Below are 18,581 nucleotides of genomic sequence, written 5' to 3'. Positions count from 1 at the left end.
TGATATGGCTGACACGCGGGATGTTCTGCTTGTGGACGGTTACAATATGATTGGAGCCTGGCCCGAACTTTCCGCACTGGTACAATCTGGTATGCAGGAAGCGAGGGACAGACTGCTTGAACGACTCGCGGATCATCAGGCGTATTCCGGCAGAAGAGTCATCGTCGTTTTTGATGCTTACCGGGTGCCAGGATTGGGTAAAACGTATTCCCAGAGTAAAGTACAGATTTATTTTACCAAAGAAAAAGAGACCGCTGACGAGTGCATCGAGCGATTGGTTCGGGAGTTAAGCAGCCGGAGAAGAAGCATTTATGTGGCAACAAGTGATCAGGTGGAACAACATGTCGCTTTTGGGCAAGGAGCGCTCAGGGTGTCGGCGCGTGAGCTTCTGATCGAGATTGAGGAATCTGAAAAGGAAGTGAAAAAGCGGATAGAGCAGGATAGCGCTAAGTTGTCCCGCAATTCGCTGGATGCCAAGCTGAGCCCGGAAATTCGAAAGCTGTTTGAGCGCTGGAGAAGAGAATAGCCCAGAGAAAGAAAATCCATTAATTGGACACTTCCCCATTTTGAAACCATTGACAATTTTGTTAGCGCTCTTCTTTTTTAGGCTGTTGTGGTTGACGGTATTAGGTTACATCGCGTATACTTGTCGTATATTTGAGAGAGTAACGGGTATCTTGCGTTGCAGCCGGAGGGATTGTTAGTGAGTGTGGACCTCAAGGATATCATGTTGTCAAAGTTTGATTACAAAAATGATGAAGACATTGTCGGAGCAGTCCATGAAGGTGATGGGGAGGCACTGGAGTTTCTGATTAATAAATATCGGAACTTCGTGCGGGCCAAGGCCAGATCCTACTTCCTGATCGGCGCTGATCGCGAGGATATTATTCAGGAGGGCATGATTGGTCTCTACAAATCTATTCGTGATTTTAAGGGAGACAAGTTTGCTTCGTTCAAGGGCTTTGCCGAGCTGTGCATTACAAGACAGATTATTACGGCAATCAAGACAGCTACACGACAAAAGCACATTCCTCTGAATTCCTACGTATCTCTGGACAAGCCCATTTATGATGAAGAGTCGGATCGAACGTTACTGGACGTGATTTGCGGAACACAGGTAAGTGATCCTGAAGAGCTGATTATCAATCAGGAAGAGTTTGTGGGCCTTGAGGACAAGATGTCCGAGATTCTGAGCGAGCTGGAACGGAAGGTACTTATGCTGTATCTGGACGGACGTTCATATCAGGAAATTGCCGAGGACCTTGACCGCCACGTGAAATCTATTGATAATGCGCTGCAACGGGTCAAGCGCAAACTTGAAAAGTATTTGGAAGTAAGGGATAGCTGAAAGTAGAGGCTGGCAGGGAAAAGGCTCGAGTCTGAGTCTTTTTTTATTCGTTAAGGGCAGGATATGCAGGTTTATATGTGTTAAGAATGATTTATACTGAAAAAGACAAATAATAGATATCGCATGGATCTTGGAGAGGTTTTTCAGAGATGACTTTTAAAGGATGAACAGATGTTAAAATGCACCACAGCCGGGACTGCGAAATGTATGCAAACATTCGTTGACATGCAAAACCGCGTGTGATAAAGTGTTTTAGGTAGGCCTAAATTCGCGGTTTTTTTTAGGATCAATTATGAGACTTCCGGTGTTGGATGTCTTCGGGAGGTGCACATCATGCGGGTAATTATTACTTTGGCTTGTACAACATGCAAACAAAGAAATTACACAACGACGAAAAACAAGCGTAATCACCCCGACCGCATGGAGATGAAGAAATTCTGTAAGTCCTGTAACGAACAGACTTCTCATCGGGAAACTAGATAGTTTTTGGAGGTGTAGTCGGCGTGAAACGCAGTTTCAAGTCTCTGTTTTCCTTTTTCTCTGAAAGCTGGGCTGAACTCAAGAAGGTTCGCTGGCCCAATCGTAAAGAACTGACCAACTATACGCTGATTGTCATTGGGACGATTGCGTTTGTCACGATTTATTTTTGGGTTCTCGATATCGGCATTTCCGCTGCGATCGAAGCGATTATCTAGGAAGGGTTCCAGGTGGCTTGATATGGAAAAAAGATGGTACGTCGTTCATACCTATTCAGGGTATGAGAACAAAGTCAAAGCCAATTTGGAGAAACGCGTTGAGTCCATGGGCATGGAGGACAAGATTTTCCGCGTTCTTGTTCCAATGGAAGAAGAACTGGTAACCAAGGACGGTAAGAAAAAGACCGTTATGCGTAAAGTTTACCCTGGTTATGTCTTGGTCGAAATGGTTCAAACTGACGACTCTTGGTATGTTGTGCGCAACACACCAGGTGTTACGGGATTTGTAGGATCAACAGGCTCGGGTTCCAAACCGACAGCTTTGCTTCCAGAAGAAGTTGAACAGATTCTGAAGCATATGGGCATGGTAGAGCCGAAACCGAAGATCGAATTCGATGTTAAGGAATCCGTGCGAATTAAAGTTGGTCCTTTTGCGAATTTTGTGGGCTCCGTGGAAGAAATTTTGGTTGAGAAGAGCAAGCTTAAGGTTCACGTCAACATGTTTGGACGGGAAACCCCGCTTGAGTTGGATTATACTCAGGTGGAGAAAATATAGATTTTTCTTACAGGTTTCTTGTGGGAGGATCATTAGGTCCGTCTACCACTATTGAGTCAAGGAGGTGTCATCCGTGGCAAAAAAGGTAATCAAAATGGTAAAACTGCAGATCCCTGCAGGTAAAGCTAATCCAGCGCCTCCAGTAGGTCCAGCTTTGGGTCAAGCAGGTGTCAACATCATGGCATTCTGTAAAGAGTTCAATGCTCGTACTGCTGATCAAGCAGGCCTGATCATCCCGGTTGAAATTTCGGTGTTTGAAGATCGTTCTTTTACGTTCATCACCAAAACTCCACCGGCTGCTGTGCTGTTGAAAGTTGCTGCTAAAATCGAAAAAGGTTCCGGTGAACCGAACAAAACGAAAGTTGCAACTGTAAATCGCGCTACCGTTCGTCAAATTGCTGAGCAAAAAATGCCTGACCTTAACGCAGCTTCCGTAGAATCGGCAATGCGTATGGTTGAAGGTACTGCTCGCAGCATGGGTATCACCATCGTAGACTAATTTTTATTAGTCTTCGTGTGCCGGCAGTTTGACTGTCCGGCAAGTGTGGGAGGAATATCCGCTAATACCACATAAGGAGGAAAAGATTATGGCTAAACATGGTAAGAAGTACTTGGAAGCCGCTAAGCTGATCGACAGCGAAGCGACTTATGAGCCTTTGGAAGCCGTTGAATTGGTGAAAAAAGGCGCAACTGCTAAATTTGACGAAACTGTTGAAGCAGCAGTCCGTCTGGGCGTAGATTCCCGTAAACAAGACCAGGCTGTTCGTGGTGTTGTTGTCCTGCCGCATGGTACGGGTAAAACACAACGTGTTCTGGTATTTGCAAAAGGTGACAAAGTGAAAGAAGCCGAAGCGGCTGGCGCTGATTTTGTTGGCGATCAAGATATGATCAACAAAATTCAACAAGGCTGGTTCGAATTCGACGTCTGCGTTGCGACACCTGATATGATGAGTGAGGTTGGTAAACTGGGTCGTTTGCTCGGTGGTAAAGGCTTAATGCCAAACCCTAAAGCAGGCACAGTTACTTTCGACGTTGCCAAGGCTGTTCAAGAAATTAAAGCCGGTAAAATCGAATACCGTCTCGACAAAGCAGGTCAAATTCATGCGCCAATCGGCAAAGCTTCCTTCAGTGCTGAACAACTGAACGAGAATCTTAAAGCTTTGATCGAAGCCTTGAACCGTGCGAAGCCAGCGGCTGCTAAAGGTGTATACCTGAAAAACATCGCTATTTCTTCGACTATGGGACCAAGTGCTCGTGTGAACGCATCTGTTTACAAATAATATTTTGATTGACACGTTCAATTGATTTTGTTATTCTGTAAAAGTTGTAAGTCCGTGTGACTGACCATTAAAGTTGAATATGCTTACCGTAGACAGTAGGTGCCTTCGGGCTTAATTTCCTACCGAGGTGTTATGATAGAACGTTTCATGTGACGGGCTCGTCTCGTCCATGTAGATTTATCAAGCCTTCGTACTCTACGGAGGCTTTTTTCATGCTCATGAAGGTAGCTTTGGACGACCACCGGATAGGTTGGTCGAGCAGAGCGGATAAATTGATCAGGAGGTGTACAGTTTGGCAAATGCAAAAGTGATTCAAGCAAAACAAGAAGCTGTTGAAGTTGTAGCTGCAAAATTGCGCGAGAGCGTAACGACTGTGGTTGCTGACTATCGCGGTCTGAATGTTGCCCAAGTAACTGAGCTGCGTAAGCAGCTTCGCGAAGCAGGAATCGAATTTCAAGTGCTGAAAAACACGCTGCTTCGTCGTGCAACTGCGGCAGCAGAATTGACTGAACTGGACGCAGTATTGACAGGTCCTACTGCAATCGCGTTCGGCAAAGATGATGCAGTGTCTGCAGCTAAAATCTTGAATGATTTCGCTAAGAAAAACACTGCGCTGGAACTAAAAGGTGCAGTTGTAGAAGGCCGTGTTATCGGTGTTGAGGAAATTAAAGCGCTGGCAGAACTGCCATCCCGCGAAGGTCTCCTTTCCATGCTCCTCAGCGTGCTTCAAGCTCCTGTGCGCAACTTCGCGCTTGCAGTTAAAGCTGTTGCAGAAAAAGAAGAGCAAAGTGCATAAGTTAGGGATTAAAGCTGCTGTATAGCAGATTGAAAACAAAAAAATAAGAATTTAAATGGAGGTTCAACCATGAGTAAAGAGCAAATCTTGGAAGCGATTAAAGGTATGTCCGTATTGGAACTGAACGATCTCGTGAAAGCAATCGAAGAAGAATTCGGCGTAACTGCAGCAGCTCCAGTAGCTGTAGCAGGCGGCGCAGCAGGTGGCGCAGCAGAAGCTGAGCAATCCGAGTTCGACGTAATTTTGACAAGCGCTGGCGCTTCCAAAATCAACGTTATCAAAGCAGTTCGCGAAATCACAGGTCTTGGCCTGAAAGAAGCAAAAGAACTGGTTGACAACGCTCCAAAACCACTGAAAGAAAAAATCGCGAAAGAAGAAGCTGATTCCTTGAAAGCAAAATTGGAAGAAGCAGGCGCTTCCGTAGAAGTGAAATAATTGACTGCTATCTAGCAGACAATGCACTAAAACAAACCCCTTGAGGTGATCTTCAAGGGGTTTGTTGCTGTAAATCGGCAGTACAAGCATGTCTGGAACGTAATAGTGAAGGCTATGATGGTATTACCAACCAAAGGAGGTGGTCATGAATGTCTGATCATTATTACTCCAAACGGCCAGAAACGGCGCATGAACGGCGGAGCCTCGAAACAGAGCTGCGGGGGCGGACATACCGTTTTGCCAGCGATTCAGGCGTTTTCTCCAAGCAGGGAATTGATTACGGTAGCCGTGTGTTAATTGAGGCGATGCAGCTTCCAGCACAGGCTTCGGTGCTGGATGTAGGGTGCGGCTATGGACCGATTGGTTTGACGGCAGCGACGCTTGTACCGAATGGTCACGTTACAATGGTAGATATTAACGAGCGAGCCGTTCAACTGGCAATAGAGAATGCCGAACGGAATGGGATTACCAATGTGACCATAAAGCAAAGCGATCTGTTTGAGCAAGTGAAAGATGATCGTTTTGACGTGATTCTAACGAATCCCCCTATACGTGCGGGTAAGGAAACGGTTCATACCATTTTTGAGCTTGCTTATGAACATTTAAATGAAGGTGGAACTTTGTGGGTGGTTATTCAGAAAAAGCAGGGTGCCCCTTCGGCAAGCGCTAAAATTGAGAGCCTTTTCGGACGTGTGGAGGAAGTTACGAAGGATAAAGGTTACCGTATTTTGAAGGCGAAAAAAAGTTTTAGAAAAATGCAATAGGACCATTGACTTGAATCCTGGTCTGTGATATTATTATAAAATGTCAGTATTAGGATGCCCTCCATGGCTTTAGTTTGTTGAAATGTCAATAGATTTATGCGTAGAAGGGTATAGTATTTATACCTATTACGTATAATACAATCATTTTGGGCAAATCTACAAGTGATGAAGATCTTCCGGTAAGAGGATTCTGCAGATACGTCGCTCTTTTTTCGAATGCATTCGAGTAAGGGCTTTTCTGTATTTGTGGATTGAATCTTCTGTCTGTGTCTTATTATAAGGTCACAAACAAAGGTTCGCAATGAATTTTTAAAGTGAGTAGACATGAGGGGTGAGTTTAAGTTGGCAGGACATCTTGTTCAATATGGTCGACGCACTCGGCGCAGTTATGCACGTATTAACGAGGTACTCGAGGTTCCGAACCTGATTGAGATCCAGCAAAAATCCTATGATTGGTTTTTGGAGGAAGGATTGCGGGAAATGTTTCGGGATATTTCGCCAATTCAGGATTTCACAGGAAATCTGATTTTGGAGTTTATCGATTATTCTCTCGGAGAACCCAAATATACCGTTGACGACGCAAAGGAACGCGACGTAACGTATGCAGCACCGCTTCGGGTAAAAGTCCGGCTTATTAATAAAGAGACCGGGGAAGTGAAAGAGCAGGAAGTATTCATGGGAGACTTCCCGCTGATGACTGATACGGGTACGTTTATTATTAACGGTGCGGAACGGGTTATTGTCAGCCAGTTGGTTCGCTCTCCCAGCGTCTATTTCAGCACAAAAGTCGACAAGAATGCGAAAACAACATACACCGCAACGGTAATTCCTAACCGGGGGGCTTGGCTCGAACTGGAGATGGATGCGAAGGACATTATCTATGTCCGGATTGACCGTACCCGTAAAATTCCGGTTACGGTGTTGCTGCGTGCGCTTGGCTTTGGCACTGATGCTGAGATTCTGGATTTGCTCGGCAATGACGAATATATCCGTAATACTCTTGATAAAGACAACACGGACTCTACGGAAAAAGCGCTGATTGAGATTTATGAGCGTCTTCGTCCGGGTGAGCCACCTACACTGGATAATGCAAAGAGCTTGCTCGTTGCACGTTTCTTTGATCCAAAACGTTATGATCTGGCCAACGTAGGCCGTTACAAAATCAATAAAAAGCTTCATATCAAAAACCGACTGTTCAATCAACGGCTTGCTGAGACTTTGATTGATACGACAACCGGCGAAATCATCGCTGAAGCAGGACAAATGGTGGATCGCCGCCTGTTGGACGAGATTTTGGCCCAGCTTGAGGAATCGGTAGGACACCGTACGTATCATGTTGCTACTGGCGTGCTGGAAAGCAACGATATTCCTCTTCAAACGATCGATATATTCTCGCCGATTGAGGATGGTAAAGTTGTAAAACTGATTGCCAACGGAAATATTGATAAATCGGTTAAAAATATTACGCCTGCCGATATTATTTCCTCCATCAGTTATTTTATTAACTTACTTCACGGAATCGGAAGCACGGACGATATTGACCATTTGGGCAACCGTCGTTTGCGCTCTGTCGGTGAATTGCTCCAGAACCAGTTCCGTATCGGTTTATCCCGTATGGAACGCGTGGTGCGCGAAAGAATGTCGATTCAGGATGCTAATGTGATTACGCCACAGGCACTGATTAACATACGTCCGGTAATTGCTTCGATCAAGGAGTTCTTTGGTAGCTCCCAGCTGTCCCAGTTTATGGATCAGACGAATCCACTTGCTGAATTGACACACAAACGCCGTTTGTCCGCACTCGGACCCGGCGGTTTGACACGTGAACGCGCAGGCATGGAAGTACGTGACGTCCATCCGAGTCACTACGGTCGTATGTGTCCTATCGAGACACCAGAGGGACCAAACATTGGTTTGATCAACTCCTTGTCTACCTTCGCACGTATCAACGAGTACGGATTTATCGAAGCTCCTTATCGTTGGGTAGATCCGAAAACCGGAAAAGTTACAGACCAAATTGATTACCTGACGGCTGATGAAGAAGATAACTACATCGTAGCCCAGGCAAATGAGGAACTGACAGAGGACAGCACTTTTAAGGAAGAAGTTGTCATTGTCCGTTACAACAAGCAGTCTGATAACATCATTCCAATGGCAAGTAGCCGTGTTGACTATATGGACGTTTCGCCTAAGCAGGTCGTGTCAGTGGCAACTGCACTGATTCCGTTCTTGGAGAACGATGACTCGAACCGTGCGTTGATGGGTTCCAATATGCAACGGCAGGCCGTTCCTTTGTTGATTCCGAAGTCTCCTTTGGTCGGAACAGGAATGGAGCATAAGGCTGCGAAAGATTCCGGGGTATGTATTGTATCCAAATACGACGGTGTAATCGAACGTTCTTCAGCTAACGAAATTTGGCTGCGTCGCATCGAAACAGTAGATGGTTCTGAAGTGAAGGGCGACATAATTAAGTATAAATTACACAAATTTATGCGTTCAAACCAAGGAACATGCATTAACCAACGTCCAATCGTCAATAGAGGCGATGTGGTGAAAGCTGGCGATATTCTCGCAGATGGTCCTTCCACAGAGATGGGCGAGCTGGCATTGGGACGTAACGTTGTCGTTGCCTTCATGACTTGGGAAGGTTACAACTACGAGGATGCGATCCTGCTGAGTGAGAAGCTGGTAAAGGAAGACGTATACACCTCCATTCATATTGAGGAATACGAATCCGAAGCCCGCGACACGAAGCTTGGACCGGAAGAAATCACCCGTGATATTCCGAATGTCGGTGAAGAAGCGCTCCGTAATTTGGATGAGCGTGGAATTATCCGCATTGGTGCCGAAATCGGCGCAGGTGACATTCTCGTTGGTAAAGTAACGCCTAAGGGTGTGACGGAGCTGACAGCCGAAGAACGCCTTTTGCATGCGATCTTTGGTGAGAAGGCACGCGAGGTTCGCGACACTTCTTTGAGAGTTCCTCACGGAACAGACGGGATTGTTGTGGACGTCAAAGTATTTACACGTGAGAATGGCGACGAACTGCCACCAGGCGTGAACCAACTGGTTCGTGTATACATTGCTCAAAAACGCAAAATTTCCGAAGGCGATAAAATGGCCGGACGTCACGGTAACAAGGGTGTCGTTGCCCGTATTTTGCCTGAAGAAGATATGCCGTTCCTGCCGGACGGTACACCAGTACAAGTCGTTCTGAACCCGCTGGGGGTACCTTCACGGATGAACATCGGACAGGTGCTTGAAATTCATCTGGGTATGGCTGCAATGCGCCTTGGTATTCATGTGGCAACGCCTGTATTTGATGGTGCCAAGGAGTATGACGTGTTCGATACGATGGAAGAGGCAGGCATGCAGCGCAATGGTAAGACGGTGTTGTATGACGGACGTACCGGTGATCGTTTTGAACGTGAAGTTACTGTCGGTGTCATGCACATGATCAAACTGGCGCACATGGTTGACGATAAAATCCATGCTCGTTCTACAGGTCCTTACTCTCTCGTTACGCAACAGCCGTTGGGTGGTAAAGCTCAATTCGGTGGTCAGCGCTTCGGGGAGATGGAAGTATGGGCACTGGAAGCCTACGGCGCGGCTTACACGCTTCAGGAAATTTTGACTGTCAAATCCGATGATGTGGTTGGACGTGTTAAAACATACGAATCCATCGTCAAAGGTGAAAATGTACCTGAACCGGGTGTGCCTGAATCATTCAAGGTCTTGATCAAAGAGCTGCAAAGCTTGGGTATGGACGTGAAGATTCTGTCCGGAGACGAACAAGAGATCGAAATGAGAGAGCTTGATGATGAAGATGATACAACCAGCGACAAGCTGAGTTTGAATCTGGAAGGCTCTGAGGTTGGCGTAGAGTAGTCTGTCTGCTGACTGAATCATATCAGCTTTGTTATATGCCTCGATCCATTTTCTACAGGATGGATCGGGCTTCTTGATACCGCCCGGTGCTGCCGGGCGGTATCAAACCTAAAAACTCAGGATTTGGTTAAGGAGGGTTGCTCCTTGTTGGACGTTAACAATTTCGAATATATGAAAATCGGGCTTGCTTCCCCCGAAAAGATTCGTTCTTGGTCCCGCGGAGAAGTCAAAAAACCGGAGACGATTAACTATCGTACGCTTAAACCGGAAAAAGAAGGACTATTTTGCGAGAAAATTTTCGGACCTACGAAAGACTGGGAATGTCATTGCGGTAAGTACAAGCGCGTGCGCTATAAAGGTGTTGTCTGTGACCGTTGTGGTGTAGAGGTTACCCGCGCTAAGGTTCGTCGTGAGCGTATGGGTCACATCGAGCTGGCTGCCCCTGTATCGCATATTTGGTACTTTAAAGGCATCCCGAGCCGTATGGGTCTTGCTCTTGATATGTCTCCAAGATCTCTGGAAGAGATCATTTACTTCGCATCTTATGTTGTAACTGATCCAGGAGATACGCCATTGGAGAAAAAGCAACTCCTGTCCGAGAAAGAATACCGCAGCTACCGTGAAAAATACGGCTACGGATTCCAGGCAGGTATGGGTGCTGAAGCGGTTAAGAAGCTCCTTCAAGATTTGGATATAGACAAAGAACTGGAATTCCTGAAAGAAGAGCTGCGTACAGCTCAAGGACAACGCCGCAACCGTGCGATCAAGCGTCTTGAAGTGATTGAGGCGTTCCGTAACTCCGGCAACCAGCCGGACTGGATGATCATGGACGTGCTGCCTGTTATTCCTCCGGAGCTTCGTCCGATGGTACAGCTGGATGGTGGACGTTTTGCTACCTCTGACTTGAATGACTTGTACCGCCGTGTTATTAACCGTAACAACCGTCTGAAACGCCTGCTAGATCTGGGTGCTCCGGATATTATCGTACAAAATGAAAAACGGATGCTGCAGGAAGCTGTTGACGCCCTGATCGATAATGGTCGTCGTGGCCGCCCTGTTACAGGTCCGGGTAACCGTCCTTTGAAATCCCTCAGCCATATGCTGAAAGGTAAACAAGGACGCTTCCGTCAAAACTTGCTCGGAAAACGTGTTGACTACTCCGGTCGTTCCGTTATCGTTGTAGGTCCGTACTTGAAAATGTACCAATGCGGTTTGCCGAAAGAAATGGCATTGGAACTGTTCAAACCTTTTGTCATGAAAGAACTTGTGAACAAAGGTCTTGCACACAACATTAAGAGCGCGAAACGTAAAGTAGAGCGCGTGAGCGCAGAAGTATGGGATGTGCTCGAAGAAGTAATCAGGGAGCATCCGGTTCTTCTGAACCGTGCCCCTACGCTGCATAGACTCGGTATTCAGGCGTTTGAACCGATTTTGGTTGAAGGTCGTGCAATCCGTTTGCATCCGCTCGTATGTACGGCATATAATGCCGACTTTGACGGTGACCAAATGGCGGTTCACGTTCCATTGTCTGCGGAAGCCCAAGCAGAAGCTCGTTTGCTCATGCTGGCATCCGGTAACATTTTGAATCCGAAAGACGGCAAACCTGTTGTTACTCCTTCCCAGGATATGGTCCTTGGTTCTTTCTATCTGACTATGGATAACAAAGAAGAAGAAGGCAGCAACATGATCCTTCGCAATATGAACGAGGCTATATCGGCTTACCAGCGCGGTACAGCGGGTCTTCATGCTCGTGTAGCTATTCCGGTTAAAGCTTTGAATAAAACGAGCTTTACGGAAAAACAACAGGATGCGATGCTGATCACTACGGTTGGTAAAATTATCTTTAATGAAATTTTTCCGGCCAGCTTCCCGTACATCAATGATGCTACCCGTGCTAACCTGCTTTATGGTACTGCTGAGGAGTTCTTTGTTTACGAAAAGGGTGTAAACCTTACAGAAGCGATTCAAAATGCTCCGCAAGCTAACGGGGTAGGTAAGGATTACCTTGGTAACATTATTGCCCGTTGCTTTGAAACTTACCATACAACAGAAACAGCTGTGATTTTGGATAAAATCAAACAGCTTGGCTTTACGTATTCTACTCGTTCAGGTGTAACTGTTGCTGTGTCGGACGTTATCGTGCCGGTGGAAAAACAAGGAATTCTTAAAGGTTCTGAGGACAAAGCGCAAGTCGTAACGAATCAATACCGTCGTGGTCTGATTACGAACGAGGAACGCTATGACCGGATTATTGATATTTGGTCCAAAGCGAAAGATGATATTACCGAAGTGCTGATGAAGTCCATGGATCGCTATAACTCCATCATGATGATGGTAGACTCCAAAGCGCGGGGTAACAAATCACAGATTACCCAGCTCGGCGGTATGCGTGGTCTGATGGCGAATCCATCCGGTCGTATTATCGAGCTCCCAATTAAATCGAACTTCCGTGAAGGTTTGACAGTACTCGAGTACTTCATCTCCACTCACGGAGCGCGTAAAGGTTTGGCGGATACAGCGCTTCGTACGGCTGACTCAGGTTACCTGACTCGTCGTCTTGTCGATGTGGCGCAGGATGTTATCGTGCGTGAAGAAGATTGCGGAACGGACAAAGGCTTTACAGTAAGCCGTATTCAGGACGGTAAAGAAGTTATTGAGGATCTGTATGACCGTCTGGAAGGTCGCTATTGCTTTGAAACGGTACGTCATCCGGAGACTGGCGAGATTTTGGCTGGCCGTAACGAATTGATCGATTCCGACAAAGCGGAAGCAATTGTTAAAGCTGGTGTACAAAAGCTTCAAATTCGTTCAGTACTGAGCTGTCGTGCCAAACATGGCGTCTGCAAGAAATGCTACGGTCGCAATCTGGCTACTGGCAAACACGTTGAGATTGGTGAAGCAGTTGGTATTATCGCGGCACAATCCATCGGTGAACCAGGAACCCAGCTTACAATGCGTACATTCCACACAGGCGGTGTAGCGGGCGACGATATTACACAAGGTTTGCCGCGTATTCAGGAGCTTTTCGAAGCACGTAATCCTAAAGGTCAGGCAACCATCAGTGAAATTGACGGTACAGTTAAAGAAATTCGTGAAGGTAAAGATCGCCGTGAGATCGATATTCAGGGTGAAGCTGAAACGAAAACTTATTCGGTTACGTATGGTTCTCGTCTGCGCGTAAGCGAAGGCATGACTGTTGAAGCCGGGGATGAACTGACAGACGGTTCAATCGACCCTAAAGAAATGCTGCGCATTAAAGGTATTCGCGGGGTACAGAACTATATCCTTCAGGAAGTTCAACGCGTATATCGGAATCAGGGCGTAGAAATCAATGATAAGCACGTGGAAGTTATGATTCGTCAAATGTTGCGTAAAATCCGTATCCTTGATGCGGGGAATACCACGCTGCTTCCAGGCTCCTTTGTTGATGTGCACGAGTATGAAAATGCGAACAAGACAGCAATTCTCAGTGGCCAAGAGCCAGCGGTAGCCAAACCGGTTCTGCTTGGTATCACCAAGGCATCTCTGGAAACTGACTCCTTCTTGTCAGCAGCTTCCTTCCAAGAGACCACACGCGTGCTGACCGATGCAGCTATAAAAGGCAAAGTCGATCAGTTGCTTGGTCTGAAAGAGAACGTTATTATTGGTAAGTTGATCCCTGCAGGTACAGGAATGAACCGTTACCGCAGTGTGAAATTTGCCCAACCGGAAGGGGAGCAATCCTCGTCCGAAGAACTCGAACCGATTTCGGCCGAGTAATATAACGTTAACAAATGGCATGATGGGCCCGGAACATCGTTCTCTGGTGGAGCTTTTAGATTATGCTCTATCAGACGGTGTTCCGGCGCTTTTTCTTGAAATGAAATTTATTGTATTGCTTTGTTAAGCAAACTATAGTCGATAATTGTCTTGACATTGCTTATAGTCAATGCTAATATAGCAAAGGTGCGTGAGCAGCCTATATGCTATTGTGTCTTTTCGGAGGAATGAGATATGTCTAAAGAACAGGGACTGCAAGATGCTCATGTCAAAATCGGTACCAAACAAACCATACGTATGGTCGAATTGGGCTTCGCCTCTGAAGTATATGTGGCAGAAGACGCAGATCCACGTCTCACTTCCAACATCATTGCTTTGTGCAACAAGCAAGGAGTCAAAGTGACTCTTGTAGATACAATGAAAAATCTCGGAGCTGCATGTGGGATTGAAGTGGGAGCCGCTATGGCTGCTATCGTAAAACAATAGGGTAAGGAACGTTTTTGTCTAAGAGAATGAATTCTTGGCGGCAAAGACTTTTCATTTGTTCTTTTATGAACCGCCTGGGTCTGTGGGCTTAGAAATGGTTTGTGAAGCAACAGTAAAAATTGAGGAAGGGGGTGGCAACCACAATGCCAACTATTAACCAACTAGTTCGTAAAGGACGTCAAGCCAAAATCGAGAAATCGAAATCACCGGCTTTGCAAAAAGGTTTTAACGCCTTGAAACGTGAAGCTACCGACATCAGTGCCCCGCAAAAACGCGGAGTATGCACTCGTGTAGGTACTATGACTCCCAAAAAACCAAACTCCGCACTTCGTAAATATGCTCGTGTTCGTTTGACGAACCGTGTAGAGGTGACTGCTTACATTCCGGGTATCGGACACAACCTGCAAGAACACAGCGTAGTGCTGATTCGCGGGGGTCGTGTAAAAGACCTTCCAGGTGTACGTTACCATATCGTTCGCGGTGCTTTGGATACTGCAGGCGTAAACAACCGCATGCAAGCTCGTTCCAAATACGGCGCAAAACGCCCTAAAGCTAAAAAATCCTAATGAATATAAACCGAATAAATCGGTTTAACATGTAAGAAAGGGGGATATCCATGCCACGCAAAGGTCCAGTTACCAAAAGAGACGTGTTGCCAGATCCGGTATATAACAGCAAGTTGGTTACCCGCCTGATCAACCGCATCATGCTCGACGGAAAACGAGGCGTTGCTCAAAGCATTCTGTACAATGCGTTCAAGCTTATCCAAGAACGTACGGGGAATGACCCGATGGAAGTTTTTGAAGCAGCTATTAAGAATATCATGCCAGTCCTGGAAGTTAAAGCACGCCGTGTCGGCGGTGCCAACTACCAAGTACCAATCGAGGTAAAACCAGAAAGACGTACTTCCCTGGGTTTACGTTGGCTCGTAAACTACTCCCGCAACCGCGGCGAGAAAACTATGGAAGAGCGTTTGGCAGCTGAGATTATCGACGCTTCCAACAACACAGGCGCTTCCGTGAAGAAACGCGAAGATACGCACAAAATGGCTGAAGCGAACAAAGCGTTTGCTCACTATCGTTGGTAGGATTCAGCTCAAAAAAATAACTTCAATTTTGAAGGGAGACCCATTTCATGGCAAGAGAGTTCTCCTTGACGAATACACGTAATATCGGGATCATGGCTCATATTGACGCGGGTAAAACCACAACAACAGAGCGGATCTTGTTCTACACAGGACGTACGCACAAAATCGGTGAAGTTCACGAAGGCGCTGCGACAATGGACTGGATGGAACAAGAACAAGAGCGCGGAATCACGATTACTTCCGCTGCGACGACCGCTGCCTGGAAAGGTCACCGCGTCAATATCATCGACACCCCGGGGCACGTTGACTTCACTGTTGAAGTTGAACGTTCCCTTCGTGTATTGGACGGAGCAGTTGGTGTTTTCAGTGCGAAAGAAGGCGTTGAGCCTCAGTCCGAAACCGTATGGAGACAGGCTGATCGCTACGGCGTTCCACGGATCGCATATGTAAACAAAATGGATATCATTGGTGCCGACTTCCTGAATGTTGTCTCCGACATGCGTGATCGCCTTCAAGCGAACGCAGTTGCGATTCAATTGCCAATCGGCGCAGAAAATGATTTTACTGGTATCATCGATATCGTTGAACAAAAAGCTCATATGTACAAAGATGATCTTGGTCAAGATATCGAAGAAGTCGAAATTCCTGCGGAATTCAAAGATAAAGTTGAAGAACTCCGTAATGAATTGATTGAGAAGGTTGCTGAACTGGACGAAGATTTGACAATGAAATACCTGGAAGGCGAAGAAATTTCGGTTGCTGAAATTAAAGCCGCTCTCCGTAAAGGTGTTGTAGAAGTTAAAATCTTCCCAGTTATCTGTGGATCTTCTTACCGTAACAAAGGTGTTCAGCTGATGTTGGATGCTGTTCTCGACTATTTGCCGGCTCCTACTGACGTGCCAAGTATTCAAGGGCATTTGGAAGACGGTACGGAAGTTGAACGTCACTCTTCCGATGAAGAGCCTTTCTCCGCATTGGCCTTCAAAATCATGACGGACCCTTACGTTGGTAAGTTGACATTTTTCCGCGTATACTCCGGTGTTCTTCAATCCGGTTCATACGTATTGAATGCAACAAAAGGCAAGCGCGAACGTATCGGACGTATTCTTCAAATGCATGCGAACAGCCGTCAAGAAATCACTGTAGTTTACTCCGGTGATATTGCGGCAGCCGTAGGTTTGAAAGATACAGGTACAGGTGATACACTGTGTGATGAGAAGAATCCAGTTATTCTTGAGTCCATGAATTTCCCTGATCCGGTTATCGAAATCGCGGTTGAGCCTAAAACCAAAGCCGACCAAGATAAAATGTCTGTTGCCCTCGGTAAATTGACCGAAGAAGATCCAACTCTTCGCGCTCATACTAACGAAGAAACAGGCCAAACCATCTTGGCAGGTATGGGTGAGCTTCACCTTGATATCATCATCGACCGTATGCGTCGTGAGTTTAAGGTGGAAACCAATGTGGGTAAACCACAGGTTGCTTACCGTGAAACGTTCCGTGCTCCAGCACGTGTCGAAGGTAAATTCGTTCGTCAATCCGGTGGTCGTGGTCAATATGGTCACGTATGGGTTGAGTTCGAACCGCTTGAGCCAGGTACTGGTAGCCAATTCGAAAGTAAGGTAGTCGGCGGCTCTGTTCCTAGAGAGTACATCGCTCCTGCTCTTGCTGGTATTGAGGAACAAATGAAAAACGGCGTTATCGCAGGCTTTCCGCTTGTGGACGTTAAAGCTACAATCGTGGACGGATCATACCATGATGTCGATTCCAATGAAATGGCGTTTAAAATTGCCGGATCAATGGCGCTGAAAGCAGCGAAAGACAAATGTAAACCAGTATTGCTTGAGCCGATTATGAAAGTTGAAGTAACGGCTCCTGAGGAATACATGGGAGACGTAATGGGTATGTTGAACTCCCGTCGTGGCCGGATTGAAGGTATGGATTCCCGTAGTGGAGCTCAAATCATTCGTGCAAAGGTGCCTTTGTCCGAAATGTTCGGATACTCGACTACACTTCGTTCCGGTACACAAGGACGCGGCGTGTTCTCCATGGAGCTTTCTCATTATGAAGAAGTTCCGAAGAGCATTGCTGAAGAGATCGTTGCTAAAACCAAAGGCGGCGAGTAATACAATGTATCAGCTGACCGGTATAATCAAGGTTTTTCCAAGAGAAAGCCGGCAGCCTAAAAATAAAACAAGTTATTGAGGAGGAATTGTTCAAATGGCAAAGGCTAAGTTTGAACGTAACAAACCGCACGTTAACATCGGTACTATTGGTCACGTCGATCATGGTAAAACTACTTTGACTGCTGCAATCACAACTGTATTGTCCAAAACTTACGGTGGTGCTGCTGTAGCATTCGACCAAATCGATAAAGCTCCAGAAGAGCGCGAACGCGGTATCACAATCTCCACAGCACACGTGGAATACGAAACACCTAACCGTCACTATGCACACGTTGACTGCCCAGGTCACGCCGACTATGTTAAAAACATGATCACTGGCGCTGCACAAATGGACGGAGCGATTCTGGTTGTATCCGCAGCTGACGGCCCAATGCCGCAAACTCGCGAGCACATCCTGTTGTCCCGCCAAGTAGGCGTTCCTTACATCGTTGTATTCCTGAACAAATGTGACATGGTTGAAGACGAAGAGTTGTTGGAACTGGTTGAAATGGAAGTTCGTGACTTGCTGAGCGAATATGACTTCCCAGGCGACGACACTCCAATCATTCGCGGTTCCGCTCGTGAAGCTCTGCAAAACCCAGAGGGCGACTATGCTAAGAAAATCGTTGAAATGTTCGAAACAATCGACACTTACATCCCAACTCCAGAACGCGACACTGACAAGCCTTTCTTGATGCCTGTCGAGGACGTATTCTCCATCACAGGTCGTGGTACAGTTGCTACAGGCCGTGTAGAGCGTGGTACTGTTAAAGTGGGCGACGAAATCGAAATCATCGGTATTCAAGAAGAATCCCGTAAATCCGTAGTAACAGGCGTAGAAATGTTCCGTAAATTGCTTGACTCTGCTCAAGCTGGCGATAACATCGGCGCATTGCTTCGCGGTGTAGACCGTGCACAAATCGAGCGTGGCCAAGTATTGGCTAAACCAGGTTCTGTTAAACCTCATACAGAATTCTCTGCTCAAATCTACGTTTTGACTAAAGAAGAGGGTGGACGTCACAAACCTTTCTTCACTGGTTACCGTCCACAGTTCTACTTCCGTACAACTGACGTAACTGGTATCATCACTTTGCCAGAAGGTTCCGAAATGGTAATGCCTGGTGACAACATCACAGTTACTGTTCAACTGATCAACCCAATCGCTATCGAAGAAGGAACTAAGTTCTCTATTCGTGAAGGTGGACGTACAGTTGGCGCCGGTGCGGTAGCAACAATCTCTAAATAAGAAGGCTTTGGCTTTTAAATAAAGCAACATTGTACTGGAACGAGTAACATTGTATTGGAACGGAGCTGAAAAAAGC

General features: G+C 46.4%; 17 protein-coding genes and 1 other annotated feature. All 17 genes read left to right on the top strand.

The genetic code is table 11. The annotated features are described in order from the left end of the window. Window positions 1-4: 4 nt before the first annotated feature. Window positions 5-526 carry an NYN domain-containing protein gene (locus ABH897_RS25980; RefSeq protein ID WP_044647198.1) on the top strand — a complete coding sequence of 174 codons (522 nt, stop codon included), beginning with the start codon at window positions 5-7 and terminating at the stop codon, window positions 524-526. 177 nt (window positions 527-703) lie between these two features. Further along, window positions 704-1,348, top strand: a complete 645-nt coding sequence (gene sigH / locus ABH897_RS25975; protein ID WP_014278325.1) for an RNA polymerase sporulation sigma factor SigH — start codon at window positions 704-706, stop codon at window positions 1,346-1,348. A 333-nt stretch (window positions 1,349-1,681) separates the two neighbouring features. Continuing rightward, on the top strand, window positions 1,682-1,831 hold the full coding sequence (gene rpmG, locus ABH897_RS25970; RefSeq protein ID WP_023990562.1) for a 50S ribosomal protein L33: 150 nt from the start codon (window positions 1,682-1,684) through the stop codon (window positions 1,829-1,831). 20 nt (window positions 1,832-1,851) lie between these two features. Continuing rightward, window positions 1,852-2,043: a preprotein translocase subunit SecE gene (gene secE, locus ABH897_RS25965; RefSeq protein WP_044647199.1), complete on the top strand. Its 192-nt coding sequence runs from the start codon at window positions 1,852-1,854 to the stop codon at window positions 2,041-2,043. 22 nt (window positions 2,044-2,065) lie between these two features. Further along, window positions 2,066-2,599, top strand: coding sequence for a transcription termination/antitermination protein NusG (nusG, locus tag ABH897_RS25960; RefSeq protein WP_014278324.1), 534 nt, complete (start codon window positions 2,066-2,068; stop codon window positions 2,597-2,599). A gap of 73 nt (window positions 2,600-2,672) precedes the next feature. Then, a complete protein-coding gene (gene rplK / locus ABH897_RS25955) occupies window positions 2,673-3,098 on the top strand; it encodes a 50S ribosomal protein L11 (RefSeq protein ID WP_014278323.1) in 426 nt (141 codons plus the stop codon). An 88-nt stretch (window positions 3,099-3,186) separates the two neighbouring features. Next, a complete protein-coding gene (rplA, locus tag ABH897_RS25950) occupies window positions 3,187-3,879 on the top strand; it encodes a 50S ribosomal protein L1 (RefSeq protein ID WP_014278322.1) in 693 nt (230 codons plus the stop codon). A 68-nt stretch (window positions 3,880-3,947) separates the two neighbouring features. Next, window positions 3,948-4,099 (top strand) — a sequence feature (ribosomal protein L10 leader region). 72 nt (window positions 4,100-4,171) lie between these two features. After that, complete coding sequence (gene rplJ / locus ABH897_RS25945) at window positions 4,172-4,675, top strand: 50S ribosomal protein L10 (protein WP_134912299.1); 504 nt, start codon at window positions 4,172-4,174, stop codon at window positions 4,673-4,675. 69 nt (window positions 4,676-4,744) lie between these two features. Next, entirely contained in the window at window positions 4,745-5,110 is a 366-nt protein-coding gene (gene rplL, locus ABH897_RS25940) for a 50S ribosomal protein L7/L12 (RefSeq protein ID WP_025685943.1), read from the top strand. 149 nt (window positions 5,111-5,259) lie between these two features. Beyond that, entirely contained in the window at window positions 5,260-5,874 is a 615-nt protein-coding gene (locus ABH897_RS25935; protein WP_283657362.1) for a class I SAM-dependent methyltransferase, read from the top strand. Window positions 5,875-6,216: 342 nt separating this feature from the next. After that, window positions 6,217-9,762 carry a DNA-directed RNA polymerase subunit beta gene (gene rpoB, locus ABH897_RS25930; protein WP_044647202.1) on the top strand — a complete coding sequence of 1,182 codons (3,546 nt, stop codon included), beginning with the start codon at window positions 6,217-6,219 and terminating at the stop codon, window positions 9,760-9,762. Between the two features lie 144 nt (window positions 9,763-9,906). Further along, the gene (gene rpoC, locus ABH897_RS25925; protein ID WP_044647203.1) at window positions 9,907-13,521 is read left to right on the top strand and encodes a DNA-directed RNA polymerase subunit beta'; all 3,615 of its coding nucleotides are present in this window, start codon (window positions 9,907-9,909) and stop codon (window positions 13,519-13,521) included. Between the two features lie 234 nt (window positions 13,522-13,755). Then, entirely contained in the window at window positions 13,756-14,007 is a 252-nt protein-coding gene (locus ABH897_RS25920; RefSeq protein WP_014278316.1) for a ribosomal L7Ae/L30e/S12e/Gadd45 family protein, read from the top strand. A 143-nt stretch (window positions 14,008-14,150) separates the two neighbouring features. Beyond that, entirely contained in the window at window positions 14,151-14,573 is a 423-nt protein-coding gene (gene rpsL / locus ABH897_RS25915; protein ID WP_007432587.1) for a 30S ribosomal protein S12, read from the top strand. A gap of 50 nt (window positions 14,574-14,623) precedes the next feature. Next, window positions 14,624-15,094, top strand: coding sequence for a 30S ribosomal protein S7 (gene rpsG, locus ABH897_RS25910; RefSeq protein ID WP_007432586.1), 471 nt, complete (start codon window positions 14,624-14,626; stop codon window positions 15,092-15,094). A 47-nt stretch (window positions 15,095-15,141) separates the two neighbouring features. Continuing rightward, window positions 15,142-17,220, top strand: a complete 2,079-nt coding sequence (fusA, locus tag ABH897_RS25905; protein WP_283653466.1) for an elongation factor G — start codon at window positions 15,142-15,144, stop codon at window positions 17,218-17,220. A 94-nt stretch (window positions 17,221-17,314) separates the two neighbouring features. Then, window positions 17,315-18,505, top strand: coding sequence for an elongation factor Tu (gene tuf, locus ABH897_RS25900; RefSeq protein ID WP_028542619.1), 1,191 nt, complete (start codon window positions 17,315-17,317; stop codon window positions 18,503-18,505). Window positions 18,506-18,581 lie beyond the last annotated feature (76 nt).

It is taken from the genome of Paenibacillus sp. RC73, assembly GCF_044908085.1.
GTDB lineage: Bacteria > Bacillota > Bacilli > Paenibacillales > Paenibacillaceae > Paenibacillus > Paenibacillus terrae_A.
The sequence above is the reverse complement of the archived record's forward strand: the minus strand, read 5'-3'. Positions and strand labels throughout refer to the sequence as shown.

Coding starts and splice junctions, on each gene's coding strand:
- ABH897_RS25980 (WP_044647198.1), top strand. CDS start 5: ATGGCTGACACGCGGGATGTTCTGCTTGTGGACGGTTACAATATGATT.
- rplA (WP_014278322.1), top strand. CDS start 3,187: ATGGCTAAACATGGTAAGAAGTACTTGGAAGCCGCTAAGCTGATCGAC.
- rpsG (WP_007432586.1), top strand. CDS start 14,624: ATGCCACGCAAAGGTCCAGTTACCAAAAGAGACGTGTTGCCAGATCCG.
- tuf (WP_028542619.1), top strand. CDS start 17,315: ATGGCAAAGGCTAAGTTTGAACGTAACAAACCGCACGTTAACATCGGT.
- nusG (WP_014278324.1), top strand. CDS start 2,066: ATGGAAAAAAGATGGTACGTCGTTCATACCTATTCAGGGTATGAGAAC.
- rpsL (WP_007432587.1), top strand. CDS start 14,151: ATGCCAACTATTAACCAACTAGTTCGTAAAGGACGTCAAGCCAAAATC.
- rplL (WP_025685943.1), top strand. CDS start 4,745: ATGAGTAAAGAGCAAATCTTGGAAGCGATTAAAGGTATGTCCGTATTG.
- rpmG (WP_023990562.1), top strand. CDS start 1,682: ATGCGGGTAATTATTACTTTGGCTTGTACAACATGCAAACAAAGAAAT.
- ABH897_RS25935 (WP_283657362.1), top strand. CDS start 5,260: ATGTCTGATCATTATTACTCCAAACGGCCAGAAACGGCGCATGAACGG.
- ABH897_RS25920 (WP_014278316.1), top strand. CDS start 13,756: ATGTCTAAAGAACAGGGACTGCAAGATGCTCATGTCAAAATCGGTACC.
- fusA (WP_283653466.1), top strand. CDS start 15,142: ATGGCAAGAGAGTTCTCCTTGACGAATACACGTAATATCGGGATCATG.